Origin of the sequence: Bacillus nitratireducens (genome assembly GCF_036320425.1) — a bacterium.
In the GTDB taxonomy this organism is placed as follows: domain Bacteria; phylum Bacillota; class Bacilli; order Bacillales; family Bacillaceae_G; genus Bacillus_A; species Bacillus_A nitratireducens.
Genome location: NZ_JAUMJO010000011.1, coordinates 1 through 19,499, shown reverse-complemented (window position 1 = coordinate 19,499; position 19,499 = coordinate 1). Strand labels below are relative to the sequence as shown.

Sequence of the window (19,499 nt, the reverse complement as noted above, 5' to 3'; positions counted from 1 at the left end):
GTACCTTTGGTGCTTTTAAAATGAATTATTTATTGTCCATTATTGGAAGGAGCCTCTCCTGTGTTCCCACCAGTAGTTGGTGGGGTTGGAGTTTCCTGCCCACCCCCAGTGGTTGGTGGATTTGGAGTTCCTTGGCCACCTCCAGTGGTTGGTGGATTTGGAGTTTCTTGCCCACCCCCAGTGGTTGGTGGATTTGGAGTTCCTTGGCCTCCACCAGTGGTTGGTGGATTTGGAGTTCCTTGGCCTCCACCAGTGGTTGGTGGATTTGGAGTTCCTTGGCCTCCACCATTGTTCGGTGGAGTTGTATTTCCTTGACCATTTCCATTGTTTTGTTCATTTTGCTTATTCTGTTCATCTTGTTTCTTTTGCTCTTCTTGTTTCTTTTGCTCTTCTTGCTTCTTAAGTTCATCTTGTTTCTTTTGCTCTTCTTGTTTCTTAAGTTCTTCCTGTTTCTTTAATTCTTCTTGCTTCTTCTCTTCTTCAGTTTTTTGCTGTTGGTCTTGCTTTGGTTGCTCAGTTGTATCCGGTACGCTCGTATTTGGAGATGAATCACGTTTTTCACCTTTTATACGTAACTCACTACCTTCTTGAATAACACTACTTGGCATTTTAAAGCGTGATTTATCTGTAGCCATCTCGCTCATCATTTCTTTAAAGATCAACTGTGCAATTTTCGTATTTTTACTACTAATATACTCGTCTTTACCATCTTTCATATATCCAGTCCATACTGCCATCGTATATTGCGGCGTATATCCTGCAAACCAACTATCACGAGTTGCACTTTCTGGAATTTTATATTTCGCTATTTGTTTTGAATCATAGTTTGTTGTACCTGTTTTACCAGCTACATCTAAAGAGCCCACATTTGCTGCTGTACCAGTACCAGATGTCACTACTGAACGAAGCATATCAGTAATCATATATGCTGTAGAATCAGCCATAACTTGTTTTGGTTTTTGTCCAAAACTTTGCGACTTGCCGTCTGGATAAACTACTTTCTTAACAAAGTGCGGCTTCGTATACTTACCATCATTACCAAATGCCGCATAAGCACCCGCCATTTCAGTTGGTGATACTTCGTTTGTACCAATAGCTGTAGATTCTGCTGGCGCTTTATTAAATGTAATACCTAATTTCTCAGAGAATTCCTTTGATTTATTAAGTCCTACTTCTTTTGCAGTTTTAACCGCTGGAACGTTACGTGACATTTTTAATGCTTCACGCATAGTAATTGGGCCTAAATGACTTCTGTCCGCATTTCGAAGTTCTTGTCCAGTTGAATATTTAAATGGAGAATCATCAATTTGATGATACGTAGCCCATTTTAAGTATTCAATAGCAGGGCCGTAATCAAAGATTGGCTTCATTGTCGAACCAGCTGCACGATCTAATTCAATCGCCATATTATGCCCTTTAAATACTGCTTTATTTTCACCACGCCCACTACCTATAGCGCGAACTTCTCCTGTCTTTGTATCCATAAATGTGAAAGCACCTTGGAATTTATCATTTGGGTAATCAATAATATTTGTATTTAAAATATTATCAGCTAATTTCTGTGCTTTTGGATCCAATGTTGTATAAATCTCTAAACCGTCAGAACCAATATTAGCATCTGGTAGTTCTTTTTCTACTTCTTTCACAACCGCATCCATAAATGCTGGATATGGCATTGCTTGTAGTTCAGTTGCAGTCTTAAGTCCCTTTTCTACGTCAACTTTCGATGCTTCTTCCATTTCTTGTTTTGTTATATACCCATGTCGATTCATTAATCCTAGTACAGTATTTCTTCTTTCTGTTGCCCTTTGAACATTTTCTTTTTTCGTTGGGTCATAGTTATTCGGTGCTTTTGGTAAGCCAGCTAGCATCGCAACTTCTGGTAATGTTAAATCTTTTAATTCTTTACCGTAGTAGTTTTGTGCCGCTGTTGCGATTCCATATGAACGGTTACCTAAATTAATTTTATTTAAATACATCTCTAAAATTTCATGTTTTGAATACTGTTGTTCTAGCTTATACGCTAAATATATTTCCTGAACTTTACGTTTTGACGTTTTTTCCATCGATAAGAAGTAGTTTTTAATAACTTGCTGCGTTATCGTACTTCCACCTTGAGAGCCATAATCTCCTTTAAGACTGACTAAAACCGCACGTGCAGTACCTTTAAAGTCTACTCCACTATGCTCATAAAAACGTGCATCTTCTGTCGCTAAAAATGCATTTTCTACTAATTTAGGAATTTGATCATACGTTACATTCGTCCGCTTTTCTTTCCCATATTCATATACCAAATTCCCGTCTTTATCATAAATTTTTGAGGATAACGGATTAACAAGTTTTGCTTTCTCAAGTTTTGGCGCATCCTTTATCATAACGAAAAAGGTAGCAACCCCCGCCACTAAACCAACAATACCAAGTAATAAACAACTAATTAAAAACTTACGAAAGAATGATGTTTTACCTTTTGGTTTTTGTGTTTTAGAAGCTGGCTGTTTTTTCTTTTGAACTTGTCGTCGCTCCTCTCGAGAACGATAATTTTCTGACATGTTACTTTCTCCTGCCTTTCAATTCTCCCGTTGATTTACTTAAAAATATTGAGGTCACTTTCTAAACTGAATTTAATTAAGAAAGTATATTGACCTGGAGCATTCAATATTTTCCCAATTCACAGATTATAAATTTTAGAATACTTCTTATACAAACTATTTTCACTTCTATTTTTTCTAATAATGCTGCCCCTTAAAGCATAGAATGTAAGAAGTGAATTTTTAATACCTCGTATAAATAATATACCTTTTTTTCAAATGGTCAATATTTTCTTATTTATAAATCAAAGGTGAAATAAAAATAGCACAACGATATGTACTTCGTGTGAACTTCCTTATAATTACGTATAAAGAACATTTGATATATTGCATATAAATATAATACCTCTTTAATTATTAGGATTTCAACACGACAATCCCCTTATCAAGAAGAAACCACCTAAAATGAAAAGTAAGGAGTTGCGTATTGATGAAGCTCTCTCCCGTTATCTCAAAAAATATAGTTGCTGTTGGCTATAATCCTTTTTCGATGATTTTACGTATTCAACTGAAGAATGGTATGTATGATTTCTTTAACGTACCAGAAAGTATTTACACCGGTTTATTAAACGCACACTCTAAAAGTTATTATCATAATACCTATATTAAAAATTCTTACCGCTATACTAAAATTTAAACTTGATTGGCATACAAAAAAGAAAGGCGAATCAAATTCCCTTTCTTTTTTGTATGTTTTCACTTGCAATTCACCTTCTATCTTCTTTTATTAATTTCATCGTACGCTTGAATTTGTCTTTTAAGTCGCCTGTCGGCTTTTTTATCATGTACGACAAGAACTGCGTGTATCGCTCCTGGAACCCAAAAAATTAAAGTTAAAATGAAATTAATAATCGCTTGAAACGGCTTTCCGCAAAATAAAACAGCTACCGGCGGAAGTAAAATTGCTAATAAGTACATCATGTCTAAAAAACTCCTTAATGTTTATTTTTCAATTCTCACCCATCCATCTCCTATACTAACAAACCTATGAAATTATGTTATTTCTAAAAGCATATATAAGAACTCATCATTACAAAAATCACATATAATAGTACAACTAAATGAGGAGCGTCTCACTAACGTTATCAAGTTATTTTCACTTGTTCATTTATATGTATATTCTACACCTATATGAAAAAGCCTACAAAACAATTAACACATCCATCTTGTCCTACTTCTAAAATTGAAATACTCCAAACTTCATTGAAATGAGTATTTCATCACCTTTTCTTAGATTCCAATCGTTGTTCCTCTACTATTTCGGTTAATCCAATTGCTGAAATTACAGTACCTATTGCCTGTATCCAAATACCTATTAGCCCTATTATACGTTGATCTTCTTTATCTATATTACTGTCTTCGTTTCCCTTTTCTTCTTTTGATACATTTTGAATACCTTGATATGCTTGTAATCCCGCACCTAGACTTTGCATTGAATTCCCTAATACGATAATCCACTGTATTCCATTTATCTCATTCAATGCTACTTCTACTCCTAAAAAAGCGCCAATTGATTGCAAACTATTTCCAGTAATTATAAGGAAATCATTTTCTTTCATTTGTTCATTGAGATTAAAATACGTTCCTATTACATTAGAAATATTACCTAAAGCTAATAACTCAATCCCCGTTTTTGCTAGCGCCTTATTTTTGTTATCTATAGTTACCTCTTGCTTCTCATCTTCATCTTTCGCATCATTAGTTGCTATAATTTGTAATATATATCCGAGAGCTTGTAATGAACTCCCTACAATAACAAGATCCGACTCAATCTTTTCTTCCCCTGCAAACCCTCTAGTTGTTCCAATTGCTGCTATAAGATTTCCTCCTACTTGAAACCAAGCCCCTGTCAATTCTAAATCGCGTAGGTTCATTTCCCATCACCTATATTTAAATTTTCTAGTACATTCGAAACAAACAAATATCACCTTTAATTCATTATTTTATTTTTCATATGTAATTTTGTGCATCACATAATGTACTAATAATACAAAAGAGCACCTTTCAGGTGCTCTTTTTTGACAAGGGCTTTCTCGATAAATGTCTAATTTGCAAATGCTTTCTACATACTTCAATATATACTTGTCCTTCAAAAATGTGCATATCACATTTAATACCTATCTAAACATTAAATGCATACCGGACATGTCAATGAGTCACCGTTTTTATCTATTGATATATTTAATATATAATGAATTGCTTTATGTGACCACATTTCAGGTGTAGGAGATTCTTTTACATATTGAGGTGCACATAAGTGAAGCATTGGAGTGCTAATACTGCCACCTGGATCTAAGGCAACTACAGCCATGCCATTTGGTAGTTCCATTGCCATGGACTGCGTGATACCTTCAATAGCAAACTTCGAAGCACAATATGGCGCAAGTTCAGCCTCACCTTCTCTTCCCCAACTAGAGCTCATATTAATAATAATCCCTTTTTTTCTAGCTATCATCGCCGGGACGAACGCCCTAATGACATTTACTACCCCGTTCACATTTACACTCATTACACTTTCAAATTCTTGAGCGGGAACTTTCCATAACGGTGCGTTTTGATTAACAATCGATGCATTATTTATTAACATATCAGGAGCCCTATACTTATTAAGAATACTACTTGCCCATTTACTAACTTGTTGATGATTTGAAACATCAATTATTTGAAAATCATGTGAAGCACCATAATATTTATTAAGCTCTTCAATTTTATTTTTTGAGCGTCCACAGCCTACTATGTTCCATCCCAATTCATGAAACCTATCAACCAATGCACGTCCTAGCCCTTGCGTTACTCCAGTAATAATTACAAGTTTTCCAATGTCGTTTCGCTCCAACTTCATCTCCTCCTTTCAATTAATGTTACTCTTTTTATTCTTATTCAAATTCTTACTTAAGTATCAATTCATCTCATACTTTAGAAGTATTTTTGATAATACATATTACAAACAAAAAGAGTAACCATCATAGTTACTCTTTTTGTTTGTATCTTTATTATTTTTAAATTATATCTGCACTTTCCTACATTTCTCATATCAATAAATCTAGGTTACACAATGATGAAAGTATATTTATGTTTACGGTTCGATTTATCCAAATACTTTTCAATCCACATTTTCAACATAACATGGTCCACCTTTATCCAAGTATTTTCACGTAGACTTAAACACGCTTTTATTTAAAGTCTCAATCTCATTTTGCAACTTTTTAAATTGTTCAAAATGCATTGTTATAGATTGAGTACTATTCCTTTCAACATTTTGCTTCACTAATAAAACGCCTGTATCGTGAAAAATCGCTTCAAGTTCTTTCCTTATAGATACTTTCGTAATATATGCTGTTTTAATCGCCGATAAAATCGCTATTTCATTAAACTTTAATTTTATTTCATTAGGACAAAATGCTTTTTCGATCAATGTAACATCATTACTACAAATAAAAGCAACAAGTTTACTTGATTCTGCATCTGTTAAATCTACTGTTTTTATAACATTATCCATTACATTTTGCCTCCTTTAATTCCGTATATATTGATTATTCAAATTTATACTTTTTAAAATTCAACTCTTCGTTAATTCTAACATACTTTTTGCCCAATTAATTAAATAAAGCTTCAAACGTTTTCATATCCCACAATATTTGTCAAACGAACCAATTAGACTATACCTTCATATAGTAGTGCAAACAATTACTTATAAAGTAGGTGAAAATTATGCCCTCAGTTGTTGGGAATTTAGTTGTACAAAATAGTAACGGGTCTTTCAACTTAGGTGATTTCTATAACGTTTCTCCAAAAGAGAATACAAAAGCTTATAACGGTTCTGGCGCATCTAACGTTGGTTTCGTTGTGAACACTTTTAGTGGGGTTAGCGCGACTAATACATTTGATTCTGATTTAGCAGATCAAAACCAAGTTGGTACGGCCTAACCAGATCTGTATAATATTTTTAAATTTGTCTATACTATACTCAGGCTGATAAACAGCTATCGTTGATTTTTTGAGTACCCAATCTTTTTCTCCCTTTCCCTGGGGCTAAGCAGCTAGTTTGCATCTAGCTGCTTTTTCATTTCATTCTTCACCGCTTCAAAATAGTAAGGGGTTTGTCCATTATCCATTGACTATTAACCCATAACAATTGGGCTTTTGCAGGCAGCCTGACGTACAGTCAAATTTTGGGGTATGAATCTAACTGCCCGCCAATAGCGAGACAAATTAAAAAAGCTAAATTTCAAAATTCAGCTTCTTTTAGGTTACATCAATTATGTCCATTGTAGAAAATATATATGTTTTATAAAATGCATCTGTACATTTTACAATTTGTTGAATAGGATTTATATGAACCACTGTCATATAACTTGTAAGTATGTATCCTTCTTCAAAATATGTCACTAACATCTCTTCTTCAGACAATAATGAAGTTAATAACTTGTCTGAAATACTTTCTTTCGCTTCATTCGTTATTAGCGGTCTTTGGACTTTTAATTTCTCTCCAATAATTTTTTTCATACTCAATAATTGTTCCGACATTACTGTAAACGGAACCCACTCTCTTCCTTTTTCTTGAATATTTACATAATTCATTTTCTTTACTCCTCAATTTTCTATATCTATCCATTCACAAAATAGAAATTTCACTTCTAAATACACTTTGTCCATCTCTTATTTAATATATAGCGTAGCTTTCCAATTCAAAACTATTTATGAATTTGTAGAAATCTCCACTACCTAAAGAACGTTTGTTCTTATTATACACGAACGAACGTTCTTTAGGTAGTGCAACATGTAAATTTTTCAAACAAAATGTAACTTTAATCTATGAAGTTTATCCATACTCATTTATTACTTCCTATTATTAATCAATTTTCTTTGCACTTCCTATCGCATCATTGAATACGTGTAGCAACAATAAAAGCGACTCCACCCAATGTGGAGTCGCTTTTATTTTTCTACTTTTCTATCCTAACTAACGTTCTTTCTGGAATACAAATTTCAGCTACATCAAAATGATTTATTTTCAAGTTTAATTCCCAAACTTTTTTCTGATCTTCATCACCAACCCAACAACTAAATAATTCAAAGTATTCCCCTTCTTTTAAATACTCTTTCATAATTGAGCATAAAATTAAAAGTTTATTTTGAGCTTCTTCCTTCTCTTTTAAGCTTTGCCACTCAACTAGTTCAATTACCCATCCTGATGATACTTCGTAAATATAATTTATTTGAAATTGATGCTCTTTTACAACTTCAAGTAAACCTTCATCTGAAAAGCACGGTCCAATTATGATTAAATCATTGGAATCTTCAGAGGTTAACGGCACTTCTACATTACAGCCTATAACTAGCTAAACTTATTTTTAACTCCTCCAATATTGTTAAACAAAGCACTTTATAAATACATTTATACATTCATCTCCTGCATAGATAAAAGAAGTTTTAGTTTTACTATTCATTAACCATCCAACGACATAAGCATATACTTTTATTATGAATCAGTAAGGACGAACAAAATCAAAACTAATCATTTCATTACTTTATTTTCTCTATTGATTAAGTTTAGGTTTCATAATAATATGTAATTCTCTCTCTGTTTCTGTTTTTTTCGGATTCCGATAATATTCCAGTTTAAATTCTAATACTTCATACTCAATCATCCCAATCTTTATCCCTTTTGTTTCTTTTAATACATCTAGTAGAATACTTATATTTTCATTAGCTGATTCGAAAATTTTCCCTCCGCCTTCTCTTTTAAAAATAACTTTCATATATTCTCCTCCAAGTTAATTTAATAATTTAGTAAATCTAAAATTATTCATATCATAATGTAGAACACTTTTTGCAATAAAAAGAGTTCTACATTTCATTTCGTATAAAGTCAATTTACTCTCCGATAATAGGGTATGTATCATTCTTTAAATTATGTCTTCTATTCATTTTCTAAGAAAATACAAAAAATATATTTAGTTTATATTTAACAAGATTAATTAACAAAACATTATCATTTCAACATTTTGCGAATTAAATTGCTTATTCCTTTTATCTACATCCAAAATTTCCCATTGTAATTCTTAATATTTAAATGTAATATTGTGTTGTCTTACTATTTATTTATAACTCACACACTAACGCGAAAAGGGAACTCTATATGAGTTCCCTTTTCTATTGAAAATAAAAAAACAGAAATATAGCATTATGCTAAATCTCTGTTTTTCTTCTAAACCTTATTTCTCATCTAAGAATTTAAATGTATCTTTAAATTCTTTATCTGTTACTTTAATATCCGCTTCTTTCAATAGATCATTGATTACTTGTTGTTTCCATTTACCTGTCGCATCTTGCAGTCTTTGTTGTTCTAAATCTTTTCGAATCGTATCTTTTACTTCATCAAATGGTTTCAATTCTTTTTTATCCGTCACTTTTATTATATGATAACCATAAGATGTTTTTATCGGTTCACTTACTTGTCCTGCATCTAATTTATACGCAGCTTCCTCAAACTCTTTCACAGTTTGACCAGGAGCAAAACCAGCAATTTCTCCGCCCTGTTCCTTTGAACCAGTATCTTCCGAATATTGTTTCGCTAAAGTAGTAAAATCTTCACCATTATTTATTTTCTCTTTTACTTCTTTCGCAGTTTTTTCATCTTTCACTAAAATGTGACTTACCTTCATTTCAGGTTTATGGTTATCTTTCACATCTTTATCTGTGACAGTCGCTTTAATCGCTTTCTCAAGTGCAATTTCTGGCTTCATTTTCTCTTTTAGTTCATCCTCATTTTTTAACCCTACTTGCTCTAAAGCCACTTCAAACTTGTCACCCATTTGTTCCTTTGCTGCGTCTACTTGTTTTTTAGCTTCTTCATCTGAAACTTCATATTTATCTAGCAATGCCTTATTTAACATCATTTGAGATAAAGTACTTTTTCCATATGTTTGCCTTAATTCTTTACTTAACTCTTTCTCTGTCACGTTTCCTACTTTTGATGTTGCAACATTTTCTGAGGAACCACACGCAGACAATGCTAGCGCCACACATGTAATAATAGTTCCCATAAATAACTTATTCTTTTTCAATTCAAATACCTCACTTTGATAATTGTATATTAGGAACTATACAGCGCTATTGTGAAATTAATGTGTTTTCCGCAAGTATTTCTCTTCATGTCAGCGGCAAGCTTTATTAAACACTATAAGCTGGCATGAATCCGATTTTTTCACATCATTTAATCTGAACATGTTCTTCTTTGATCCATTTGTTTCCACCTAGATCTACATATCCATCCTGACGATTCCAAATACGATAAGGAATTTTCCCATCGACCGCACCTGTATCATTCCCGTTTGGTCCATCGTACGTTCTAATTTCATATCCAGGTGTGTATTTTGAGTACGCATAGTACCATTGCACATTAAAATGCTCTAACTTAGCCCACTGTTGTTCTCCACCTAAACAAATCATATCTTTTTCGCCACCTCCCCAATAACCTTTATAGATTATATATGGGATTTTTTTCGTAAGTCTTCCTGTAAACTGTGGATTCGCAGGGTTCTCATATAAATTAATACCGTATCCATCATCATATTTTGAAACTGCAATACCAATTCCATTTGGTTGCTTACTATCTCCAATACTAGATTGATTTGTTTGATTTGAACCTATAAACCAAGAAAGATTTTTATTCCCAATTAATTGATTCAAATCACATTTTCCGATACCAGGAACATTTCCTGAATCAGTATATTGCCAAATATCACAAGGATATGCTGGTTTATTCCCTCCATAACGAGGAATCCATATAAAATCAGCATCAATATTGCGTGCTCCAAATGATACATACGTGTGATGTCCTACATATAAACCAATTTTTTTTGCACCTAATCGGCGTAATTCATCAATAAATGCTTGAGTCCCGCCTTGCATATCTACCATTGTTTGAACTTCTACGTCTGCTACCCAAAATTTAGCATTTTTATCGCCACGATTCCAAAAATCTTGCGCTTCTTTTTTTGCATCTGAAATAGATATAAAACGACAAAATGCATAATTCCCAAATGGGATACTACGTTTCTTCATTTCTTTCACATAACCTTGATACATAAAATCGACCGTATTCGAACCATCTTGAACTCTAGCAATAACTAAATCTAGCTGAGACGCTGCAATATCCCAATTGATATTTCCATTCCATTTCGAAATATCTACAATATAACCCATTACTAATCAACTCCTTTTTTATTAGCTTATTCAAGGCTTGTTTTATTGTTAGACCCATATGCCTAATAACAAGCTTCTATAAAACAAATAAATATATTTTCATTATTTTTTATACTATATAATTTCTTTTTATCCATAATAAACAAATTCTTCTCTTTTGCATTTATTAACGAGAGGTTTGCGTTTTCTTCATACTAAATAATGGGATAAAACTATAAATAATGTGCATACTATATATAAGCAATTTTTGCTTATACTCATGAATGACCTCCAAGATTTTTCAATCTCCCTGTAAAAAGGTAGCTAAAAAAGCTGCCTTTTTACAATTAATATTTAATTATTGCTTACTCCCTCGTATTCATATTTTTTAAGCTTTGTATTAGCATGGTATATATTTTTTCACAGCGCTATTTTGATACGTATTAGAAATAACTTTTCCTATTTATTGAAAATGTCCTTTCCTTTACATAGTTATTAAACAATTTAGAAACAGCATTTTAAATTTCCACATCTTACTTTCAAATAGCATAGTGAAATAACACCCCATCTACTAATACCGTATATATAATAATCAAATACAATAAAATTACATATTATATTAATATGTCTTCCTAATTAAAAAGTAATAAAAATATAACCCCTATTATAGAAGGAGTTGATTCAATGAAAAAAATCCCTATCGTATTCAAAGTTCCCCCGAATTCAAAGCTAAAAGTTACATTCTACGGTCCTTGTAACGAAGTAATTACAAACGTATCTTTAATTAATCAACTACTCATCCCTAACTGCCAGACTGTATCTCAATATCCAGACTTCAAGAAATATATAACTGAAGTCCGATCATTATCAAATGGTTAATCATATAATTTGTGATTTTTCCTTTCGAACCGTTCGATAATAAAAAAATAGAAAGAGCCGAATCTTTCTAAAGAAACGGCTCTTTTTTCATTTCACAAAAACATAACTTCAATAAAAAACTAAAATAACTCATTAATTGATATTCTATTGATATTTCGTTGATATTTTACACATATTAATAAAATGTGCATATATTATCTTATGGAGCTACTCCACTCATAAAACCTATCTTTCTTTTGAGTATACTTTATTTGTATACTCTTTTTTTATTCTTTACTTACCATTACCCTGTTCATATTTCCGAAGATCCCCCATACAAACATTAAGTATTTCAAAAAATCATCTTCTTATTAATCGCTATGAATATAAGTTTAACAATTTATGTATAGCTGCATTTTTAGAATCACTTAAATCGACGAAATATTGAAGTTGCCATTGTTGACTCTTCTTAGCCTGATTACTAACAGGTTTATCCCAAATAGGGTAAACCCTCATAGCCATTTTCCCTTTTTGGTTTTGAGTTTTTAATATTTTTTCTTTTAGAAGAATCTCTTTTGGAAAAATAAATTGTCCTAGTTTATTATCCGCTATACAAGTAATAACTAAAAGATTAGGAGCCGAATCATAAGAAAATGCCTGATTTCTCATGGAAACATCCTTCTCCCAAAAAGAAACAAATTGTCCAATCTTATTAGGCGTAATTTTTGATACCCTAAATCGTATACTTCTATTATTTAGCTGGAATATCCCTCCTGCATATTCTGAGTTTTGCTTTTCTTCTTTTTGGTTAGTAATGAATAGATTATTAGGTTTATAAATCATTTTATCTAGTTTTTCAACTATATTACTAAAATCAGCCATGTAAACGCACCTTTTTTATTTTTCAGTATATCAAGAACACTCGTTCTTGTATATTGAACTTAAAATTTAATCAAAAACACTGTAAAGATACTTAAACAAATGATGACTTTGAATAGTCTTTTCAAAGATTATTTTATCCACTCCATCCATAACTTCATGTTTACTTTTATAGTATTTATTACATAACTCTTCCATTTTTTCTCATTATTCATTATTATATTAATATATCAACAAAAAAACGAGGTACATATTTACATGACTCAATCAAAAATTGACTTTGGCTCCATAGAGCACCCTTTCTTCCTATTAGTTTTATATCTTATCGCAATTCTTTTAACACTCGGCATTACATTTAGTATATGTCATTCCCTTTTACTAAATTTAAATGCACCGAGTTGGGTAGCAAAACTATTAGCTATCGTATTAACTCTAGGTGTCGCTTATCAAGTATTAATGAACTTATTTTAATATATTACCAATTTAACACCTTTAACTAAAAGGCCCTACCATAAGGTAGAGCCTTTTTTTTAAAAATAGTCCATAAATCACAAACATGCCTTTTATTTTATTGGAGATGGGAATCTTGCAGCTTCAAAATGCGTACTAATAAATCCTGGATCATTTTGTATAATCATTCCATCTACATCACTCTCAGCAAAAATTTCAACTACATCTCCTGCATGTAATTGAAGTATTGTTGAAACAGCTACGACATTTACAAAATTGGGTGGAGCAAAAAAGTCATTATCTATCGCTATAGCTGGATTATCATTTACCCGTATTTCTACACGCGCTCTATAATTCGTATTACTATCATTAGGTGCAAAGCTGATTGTACCAATAATAGAATAAACCCCTCTAGTCTTCGGAATAAAATCTGATGTTACTGGATTATATTCATTCGCTAAATCAAACTGTTCATTTTGGAATAATACTTTAACAAAAGTATTTGCAGTGACATTTTGATCTACTGTACTAACAGCTCTAAAAGCAGATGCCCTTACAAGTTTATCTTTCTCATTATCACAACACTTATCGTAATAATCTGTACTCTTCTTACAACAAGTATGCTGTGTCTTTTTATAGCCATTGCAATGCTTACAGTAATAATAAGACATATTTATATCCCCTTTCTAAATCTATTATTGTATACTATGCAAAATAAATTTAAAAAGTTTGGACAAGCTATTGCTATTATGAAAATAAAAAAACTCCACCGAAAAGCAGAGTTAATAATTTTTTTCCTCTTTAATATTTATACAATTGGAGATGGAAATCTAGCAGCCTCAAAATGAGAACCATCTTCTGAACTACTAATAACCCCATCTATACTACTTTGCGCAAAAATCTCAACAATATCATCTGCATGTAATTGAAGTATTGTTGAAACACTTACGACATTCCCAAAATTTATCGGACCAAAAAAGTCGTTATCTATAGCAATTGCCGCATTTCCATTCACTCGAACTTCTACACGCGCTCTATAGTTTACATTTGTATCGTTTGGAAAGAAACCAATCGTTCCAATTACGGAATAAACGCCTCTAGTCTTCGGAGTAAACTCTGATGTTGCCGGGTTATATTCATTCGCTAAATCAAATTGTTCATTTTGAAATAATACTTTGACAAAAGTATTGGCTGGAAGGTTTTGATTAACTGTATTTACCGCTCTAAAAGCGGATGCTCTTACAAGGTTTTTCTCCCTATGTTTGCAAGAACAATCATCATATTTTTTACTGCACTTATTATTATAGTCACTTCTTTTTTTACAACAATCATGATTTTTCTTTTTGTAACTCTCACAATTCTTACAGTAATAATAACAAGACATATATATTGCTCCTTTCTACTCTATTACTACATATTATGCAAGCTAGATTTGAAAGGTTTAGACTAGTTTGTTGCTATTACAAAAATAAGAACGTGCTGCCATAAGACAGCTTGAAGAGAAAGTATAAGTATAAAACAAAGCTTTCATGTAAAAATTTTGATTATATCACTAATATCAATTATCCCGTTTCATCAACTCGGATTTCCAGCCTTCTCCTCCGTACAATTTTATTATTATTAAATAGATTACAATATTCAGTACGATATGCAATATTTCATATTTTGTTATTTCAATATCCCTTTATTGTCAATAAGATGATAATATCCTCTTAAATTTCCTATAAAATCAACAATCTCCCTATAATAAATTATATTCCATCTTTCGGAATTCCCCTTAAACATTATATTCAAATATCATCATTGTAAATTATCGACCTGTACAAACGTAAGGTTTTTGTGTATTCTATGGACAAGGAGTAAGGTAAGAGTTACTCTTTGCCATTTTAGGAAAGGCCCTGTTGGAGACAACAGGGCCTTTTTTCAAAAACTAAATCGGTAAAAGTTCCTTACTAATTGGCTTTCTTTACCTGAACATCATACAGTTTGTTATATACAACGCTGCTCTTCTTCGACTGTTTTTCATTTACAATCATAAGGCAATATTTAATAGTACATCGTTAAAACACTTCATGCACTACAAATAAATTACCCGTTCTTAGACAGAACCAATATAAATTTTGGAATATGCTAATATTAACTTACTTACAAGTTTTTATACCACTTATACTTTTGGAGACCGGAATCTTGCTGCTTCAAAATGCGCACCATCTTCTGAAGCGCTAATAACGCCCGCTATACTACTTTGCGCGAATACCTCGACTAAATCTCCTGCATTTAATTGAATTATTGATGAAACAGCTACAGCATTAGTAAAGTTTATTGGACCAAAAAAATCATTATCTATTGCAATTGCTGGATTTCCATTAACACGAATTTCCACTCGTGCCCTATAATTTAAGTTTGTGTTATTAGGAGCAAAAGCAATCTTTCCAATTACAGAATAAAACCACGTTCATATAAGCTCTAAAACAGTAGCAACGGATAACTACTGCCTTATTCTCATAAAAGTTATCACGTCTCATCATCAACTCGTTATAAACATAGGAGTCTTTCACTTTCTCATTCCCTAAATACTTTAACTTAATAATCTGCCGCTGATTTTTATAAAGCGCATTCTGTAACGTTCGTTCAATTTATTTACAACGCATCTCATAATTCTTTTCGTCACCTTTCATTTAGGAAAAAGGATAACGCCACCTGTTTTGGCCTGCTCTTCTTGATTTTTCATCCGGACGCACAATGCTTTGTGGTTTTTCAGCTCCTTCACCACAAGTCTTCGCATCTCCTTTTCATCGATGTCCTCAAAAAAATGGCAATTGATTCATACGATACAGTTCCCCTCTGTTCGATCTACTTACTTCTAAAAGGATTATTTTGTTCAGATTCTGAAAAAGTGTTAATTTTCTTCATAAAGGAGGTCTACTGATGAAAAATTTATGGAAGAAAGTTTCTTTAATTGCTTTCATTGTAATTGTCCTTTTAATAATTTTATATTTTTGCGGTATGTCATTTTTCTGGAACCAACCCTAAATTACATAAAAAAAATTAAGCCCTCACTGAATAAAACTAAATTTCCCGTCAATACTGTAGACAACATTATATTTTCTCCGGTTCCCCCTTGGAGACGAGCAGTTAGCTTTTGCTGGTTGCTCTTTTGATTTGCCCCCCAACCAACGAATGCAGTAGTTATATAACTTTCCATCAATATGTTCTGTAAACCCATCGTATTTAGCTTTCGTCCCACAAACTTCATCCATTTCTAGGTCACTGCTTCTTGCTGTAAAAATATTATCTAAGCTTGTCAGATAAATATAGTAGTGTCCCAATCCTGAATTACGAACCACAGCTTTTCCTTTGCAATCTTGCTTCAATTTATTTCTTAGTGTTTCAATATACAGTTATCACACCTTTTTCTATAAAATGCAATTTTTATATTAATCTCAATTACACATTTAATTGAATATTACTTCATCAGACACGAATCATTTCTTATAAGGGCGCTCTGTACTTGCGCCCTTATATACACACTCAAATTTATTCCCCTGCATATTTTTATAAATTGTATACAGTTCCATATGGAATTGTTGAAACAGAAATTCCGTATGGTGTAATATGATGCATTGGGTAATAATACTCCATAGATGAATAATACGGTTGTATGCCTTGCTGCATTTGTTGCATTTGCTGCTGTGCTTGTAACGCTTGTTGAACAGCTTGAATTGTAGTTTGTGCTCCGCTATACGTAATACCCGCCGTACCATACGGACGCATTCTAGCTCGGGTATTAAAATATGAATAAAACATTATTATTCAACTCACTTCCATATAAGTTATTACAACGTATATTATGAGTATTAATTTCAGTGAGTGTTAAAAACTAGTCCACTAGCTTTTATTCAAATAGCGTTTTTGTTCACCTTCCTTCTTTTGACTCCGAACTTTCCCGGAATATTCAGACACCACTTTACATTCACGGCCAACCTTTTCACTGACAATCAATCGGTCTACATTTGCAAGCATCCACGGGTATTCAGGATGCTGCAGGATTGCATTTCTGCGTTGTACCTTTAAATCCGTACGCTTGGAATCGACTTATGGCATCTTGTAACTTTTCGGCATCGATAGACGTTGTCATGATACCTTCTTGCTCCTGTGGATCAGCTTTACCATAGCCATTGTGCATGGACATCGGTTTTTCTAGCATCTAGTTCACCTCCTTAAAAATGCAGGATTTCCCTTTCCAATATTGAATTAGTAACATTTGGAAAGGAGGTGTAACATGGCGAAAATTAAAGTGGGACTTACACAATTTTTAGACTTCACACTGAAAAGTAGTGCAGCTAAAACAAATTTTGTAAAGAATTTAAAATCTCAACCTGAATATCACCCGGTTTTTGATTACTGGAAACAATTACGAGAAACTGTTATTAAATTTCATAAAAACGAACTACCTTTTGACTGTTTTGAAACATTAGTACAAACTGTTGATCAGAAGAAAAAGCAAAACTACATTGATGTTATAAAGCAGTACAAAAAATTTATTAAAAACAAAGAAGTCTCTTGGTTTGATCCAGGTAAATCACATTGGTTATCAGATAATTTAATCGTCCGCTCATCACCTGAACTCGGTTTGCTCATTAATGATGAGCCGCATCTTATTAAACTGTTTTTCAAAGGAAAAAAAGAGCGAATTGATAAATATAACATCAACTCAACACTAACATTATTAAATGAATCAACATTTTCAAATGAATATAACGATGCGAATTATACTGTCCTTAACATCCAAAAGAACAGAATGTATACGAATAACTCTATTAATAATGATCATTTAATAGCTCTTGAATCAGAAGCCCACCAGCTTTCTTATTTATGGAATAAGGTGTAAAAGGCTATAGGTATCTATTTCAATACCTTGTTCATGCGTAATTTGGGCACAATTTTCAAAAATCCAATTCGTTTCTTTTAAGTGAAGCTCACCTTCTTGTTTCTCACAAACAATGCAAGGTGGGCGTTTTTTCGGAAATAGTTTCTTTAACCATTTCCGTATCCTAACTCACCTCCTCCGAAAGAGTGATATAATGAGCTCTTTCCACTAAATCAGCGTTACCCCCCTGATTTTTAATTGATGAAGAAGTTCTTCGTTTTTTAGAACATGCAAAAAAAAACGTTATTATATCGCTTATCTTCTTGCTATTACATGTGGAATGCGTAAAGGTGAAATCTTAGGTCTACAATGGAAAGATATTGATTTTGAGAGACGAACGTTATCTGTTAATCGATCCCTCTCTCATATTACAAAGGAATTCGATGAACCAAAAACATCTTCTGGAAAGAGATTGCTTGTTTTACCTGACATTACATTAATGGCACTTCAGGAACATCTTCAAAAAATCTCAGAGGAAAAAGAGAGATATGGTGAAGGTTATAATGACTACGATTTGGTGTGCCCAACGTATAACGGTAACCCATGTGATTTCAGAAGTTTGACACAGCTCTGGAAAAAGCTTATAAAGCAAAGTGAGATTCCTGATATTCGGTTCCATGATCTGAGACATACTCGTGTAACAATTATGTTAAAACAAAGTATACATCCAAAGATTGTAAGTGAACGATTAGGACATAAAAGAGTAGGTATCACACTGAAGACCTATTCACATGCTGTACCAGGACTTCAGGAAACTGCGGTGGATCAATTTGCAAACGAATTATTCGGAAAGAAATACTTTTGTTAGAAGTTTTCGTTTCTAGGTAAAAATATTATTGATATTGACTTACCTGCTTTAAGAAAGGGTATTAGAGAAGGAGAAGTAACAGACGTTGCTATTTTGAGCCCTAAGCAAATAGATCGTTTAATAAAGCAAGATTCCGCAACTACAGATCATTGGAAAAATCTCGCTTTAAATTGGACTAAAAGGGATACTGAATACCTTATAAGAGGGGAAATTCCTAGTAAGTACTTTAACATTAAGAAATGAGAGGGATATTCGCTATGAAACTATACTTTAAAGACATACATTTAGGTGATATTTCAAATGCACATGGTGATGGTTTTTGGATGTATGGGGATATTAACTTCACTAATAATATTTCTGATTTCAAAGATTTCCTTAACAAAATGGTTGATGAAAATAATCCATCTTTAGATGATGTAAGTCCAATTCTATTGGATGAAAACAATTGGTTTGTATCTAAAAATGATCAATTAGAGGGAATTGGAATACCCGCTGTCTATTTTGATTCAAATGAAATAGAATGGCGTTGGAGATAAATAAAAAGTTTCTCGGTTGAGAGAACTTTTTTTACCTCAATTCACATGGACATAAGCTTCATTTGCATTTACATATTATGTTTAGCACTTTGGATTGTACGGATGCATTTGGTTTGAATACCGAATTTAAGTTTGATGAGTTAGTGGATATCCAACAGGTCAAATTAATGCACCATTACCAGGTGGATTTACCAAATAGAGGAGGAACATAAATGTATGAAAAAGTAGATGCAGTATTATCTGAAAATAGCTCAGATAAC

22 protein-coding genes and 3 pseudogenes are annotated in these 19,499 nt (G+C 32.5%); 7 read left to right on the top strand and 18 right to left on the bottom strand.

From position 1 onward, the window contains the following. Window positions 1–29 precede the first annotated feature (29 nt). A complete protein-coding gene (locus tag Q3V31_RS27095) occupies window positions 30–2,549 on the bottom strand; it encodes a PBP1A family penicillin-binding protein (protein ID WP_001294012.1) in 2,520 nt (839 codons plus the stop codon). Between the two features lie 469 nt (window positions 2,550–3,018). On the opposite strand from Q3V31_RS27095, the gene Q3V31_RS27090 reads away from it, so the two are divergent. Beyond that, window positions 3,019–3,225 (top strand): KTSC domain-containing protein, encoded by a 207-nt coding sequence (locus Q3V31_RS27090; protein WP_000777813.1) that lies wholly within the window; start codon window positions 3,019–3,021, stop codon window positions 3,223–3,225. Between the two features lie 77 nt (window positions 3,226–3,302). Here the strand turns inward: Q3V31_RS27090 and Q3V31_RS27085 are convergent, their stop codons facing one another. The 4 genes from Q3V31_RS27085 to Q3V31_RS27070 all read right to left on the bottom strand — a co-directional run bounded on the left by Q3V31_RS27085 (window position 3,303) and on the right by Q3V31_RS27070 (window position 6,087). Then, window positions 3,303–3,509 (bottom strand): YqaE/Pmp3 family membrane protein, encoded by a 207-nt coding sequence (locus Q3V31_RS27085; RefSeq protein WP_000990221.1) that lies wholly within the window; start codon window positions 3,507–3,509, stop codon window positions 3,303–3,305. A 299-nt stretch (window positions 3,510–3,808) separates the two neighbouring features. Further along, window positions 3,809–4,462 (bottom strand): DUF6944 family repetitive protein, encoded by a 654-nt coding sequence (locus Q3V31_RS27080; protein ID WP_001053415.1) that lies wholly within the window; start codon window positions 4,460–4,462, stop codon window positions 3,809–3,811. Between the two features lie 254 nt (window positions 4,463–4,716). Further along, the gene (locus Q3V31_RS27075; RefSeq protein ID WP_000440729.1) at window positions 4,717–5,424 is read right to left on the bottom strand and encodes an SDR family oxidoreductase; all 708 of its coding nucleotides are present in this window, start codon (window positions 5,422–5,424) and stop codon (window positions 4,717–4,719) included. A gap of 315 nt (window positions 5,425–5,739) precedes the next feature. Beyond that, on the bottom strand, window positions 5,740–6,087 hold the full coding sequence (locus Q3V31_RS27070) for a hypothetical protein (RefSeq protein WP_000370914.1): 348 nt from the start codon (window positions 6,085–6,087) through the stop codon (window positions 5,740–5,742). A 212-nt stretch (window positions 6,088–6,299) separates the two neighbouring features. On the opposite strand from Q3V31_RS27070, the gene gerPF reads away from it, so the two are divergent. Next, on the top strand, window positions 6,300–6,515 hold the full coding sequence (gerPF, locus tag Q3V31_RS27065) for a spore germination protein GerPF (RefSeq protein ID WP_001141569.1): 216 nt from the start codon (window positions 6,300–6,302) through the stop codon (window positions 6,513–6,515). A 318-nt stretch (window positions 6,516–6,833) separates the two neighbouring features. Here gerPF and Q3V31_RS27060 read toward each other — a convergent pair whose 3' ends face one another. The 5 genes and pseudogenes from Q3V31_RS27060 to Q3V31_RS27040 all read right to left on the bottom strand — a co-directional run bounded on the left by Q3V31_RS27060 (window position 6,834) and on the right by Q3V31_RS27040 (window position 10,799). Continuing rightward, on the bottom strand, window positions 6,834–7,169 hold the full coding sequence (locus Q3V31_RS27060; RefSeq protein ID WP_016129360.1) for a YolD-like family protein: 336 nt from the start codon (window positions 7,167–7,169) through the stop codon (window positions 6,834–6,836). A 365-nt stretch (window positions 7,170–7,534) separates the two neighbouring features. Next, window positions 7,535–7,940: pseudogene (locus Q3V31_RS27055) on the bottom strand (hypothetical protein). A 188-nt stretch (window positions 7,941–8,128) separates the two neighbouring features. After that, the gene (locus tag Q3V31_RS27050; RefSeq protein WP_000864199.1) at window positions 8,129–8,350 is read right to left on the bottom strand and encodes a hypothetical protein; all 222 of its coding nucleotides are present in this window, start codon (window positions 8,348–8,350) and stop codon (window positions 8,129–8,131) included. A gap of 456 nt (window positions 8,351–8,806) precedes the next feature. Continuing rightward, complete coding sequence (locus Q3V31_RS27045) at window positions 8,807–9,658, bottom strand: peptidylprolyl isomerase PrsA (RefSeq protein WP_071734133.1); 852 nt, start codon at window positions 9,656–9,658, stop codon at window positions 8,807–8,809. Between the two features lie 145 nt (window positions 9,659–9,803). Continuing rightward, complete coding sequence (locus tag Q3V31_RS27040; protein WP_016129357.1) at window positions 9,804–10,799, bottom strand: glycoside hydrolase family 25 protein; 996 nt, start codon at window positions 10,797–10,799, stop codon at window positions 9,804–9,806. 663 nt (window positions 10,800–11,462) lie between these two features. Between Q3V31_RS27040 and Q3V31_RS27035 the strand changes: the two genes are divergently transcribed. Further along, on the top strand, window positions 11,463–11,657 hold the full coding sequence (locus tag Q3V31_RS27035; protein ID WP_000723691.1) for a hypothetical protein: 195 nt from the start codon (window positions 11,463–11,465) through the stop codon (window positions 11,655–11,657). A gap of 357 nt (window positions 11,658–12,014) precedes the next feature. Here Q3V31_RS27035 and Q3V31_RS27030 read toward each other — a convergent pair whose 3' ends face one another. Next, window positions 12,015–12,518 carry a MepB family protein gene (locus Q3V31_RS27030; protein ID WP_000763127.1) on the bottom strand — a complete coding sequence of 168 codons (504 nt, stop codon included), beginning with the start codon at window positions 12,516–12,518 and terminating at the stop codon, window positions 12,015–12,017. 255 nt (window positions 12,519–12,773) lie between these two features. Between Q3V31_RS27030 and Q3V31_RS27025 the strand changes: the two genes are divergently transcribed. After that, the gene (locus tag Q3V31_RS27025) at window positions 12,774–12,986 is read left to right on the top strand and encodes a hypothetical protein (protein ID WP_000194439.1); all 213 of its coding nucleotides are present in this window, start codon (window positions 12,774–12,776) and stop codon (window positions 12,984–12,986) included. Between the two features lie 92 nt (window positions 12,987–13,078). Here the strand turns inward: Q3V31_RS27025 and Q3V31_RS27020 are convergent, their stop codons facing one another. The 6 genes and pseudogenes from Q3V31_RS27020 to Q3V31_RS31040 all read right to left on the bottom strand — a co-directional run bounded on the left by Q3V31_RS27020 (window position 13,079) and on the right by Q3V31_RS31040 (window position 17,172). Further along, entirely contained in the window at window positions 13,079–13,636 is a 558-nt protein-coding gene (locus Q3V31_RS27020) for a C1q-like domain-containing protein (RefSeq protein ID WP_016129355.1), read from the bottom strand. Window positions 13,637–13,773: 137 nt separating this feature from the next. Further along, on the bottom strand, window positions 13,774–14,349 hold the full coding sequence (locus Q3V31_RS27015) for a C1q-like domain-containing protein (RefSeq protein ID WP_001278079.1): 576 nt from the start codon (window positions 14,347–14,349) through the stop codon (window positions 13,774–13,776). A gap of 780 nt (window positions 14,350–15,129) precedes the next feature. Beyond that, window positions 15,130–15,411: pseudogene (locus tag Q3V31_RS27010) on the bottom strand (ABC transporter permease); the annotation flags it as partial. Window positions 15,412–16,520: 1,109 nt separating this feature from the next. Beyond that, complete coding sequence (locus Q3V31_RS27005; protein ID WP_016129352.1) at window positions 16,521–16,772, bottom strand: DUF3947 family protein; 252 nt, start codon at window positions 16,770–16,772, stop codon at window positions 16,521–16,523. A 135-nt stretch (window positions 16,773–16,907) separates the two neighbouring features. Continuing rightward, window positions 16,908–17,054, bottom strand: a pseudogene (locus tag Q3V31_RS27000) (YqaJ viral recombinase family protein); the annotation flags it as partial. Then, on the bottom strand, window positions 16,999–17,172 hold the full coding sequence (locus tag Q3V31_RS31040) for a hypothetical protein (RefSeq protein ID WP_000890607.1): 174 nt from the start codon (window positions 17,170–17,172) through the stop codon (window positions 16,999–17,001). The pseudogene Q3V31_RS27000 and the gene Q3V31_RS31040, both read right to left, overlap by 56 nt. A gap of 75 nt (window positions 17,173–17,247) precedes the next feature. On the opposite strand from Q3V31_RS31040, the gene Q3V31_RS26995 reads away from it, so the two are divergent. Continuing rightward, entirely contained in the window at window positions 17,248–17,856 is a 609-nt protein-coding gene (locus Q3V31_RS26995; RefSeq protein WP_016129351.1) for a hypothetical protein, read from the top strand. Here the strand turns inward: Q3V31_RS26995 and Q3V31_RS26990 are convergent. Beyond that, entirely contained in the window at window positions 17,839–18,018 is a 180-nt protein-coding gene (locus tag Q3V31_RS26990; protein ID WP_071734201.1) for a hypothetical protein, read from the bottom strand. The genes Q3V31_RS26995 and Q3V31_RS26990 overlap by 18 nt on opposite strands. 157 nt (window positions 18,019–18,175) lie before the next feature. Here Q3V31_RS26990 and Q3V31_RS26985 point away from each other — a divergent pair, with 157 nt between their 5' ends. Further along, a complete protein-coding gene (locus tag Q3V31_RS26985; RefSeq protein WP_240514181.1) occupies window positions 18,176–18,703 on the top strand; it encodes a site-specific integrase in 528 nt (175 codons plus the stop codon). A 257-nt stretch (window positions 18,704–18,960) separates the two neighbouring features. Continuing rightward, complete coding sequence (locus tag Q3V31_RS26975; RefSeq protein WP_002075825.1) at window positions 18,961–19,239, top strand: hypothetical protein; 279 nt, start codon at window positions 18,961–18,963, stop codon at window positions 19,237–19,239. The last annotated feature ends 260 nt before the right edge of the window (window positions 19,240–19,499 follow it).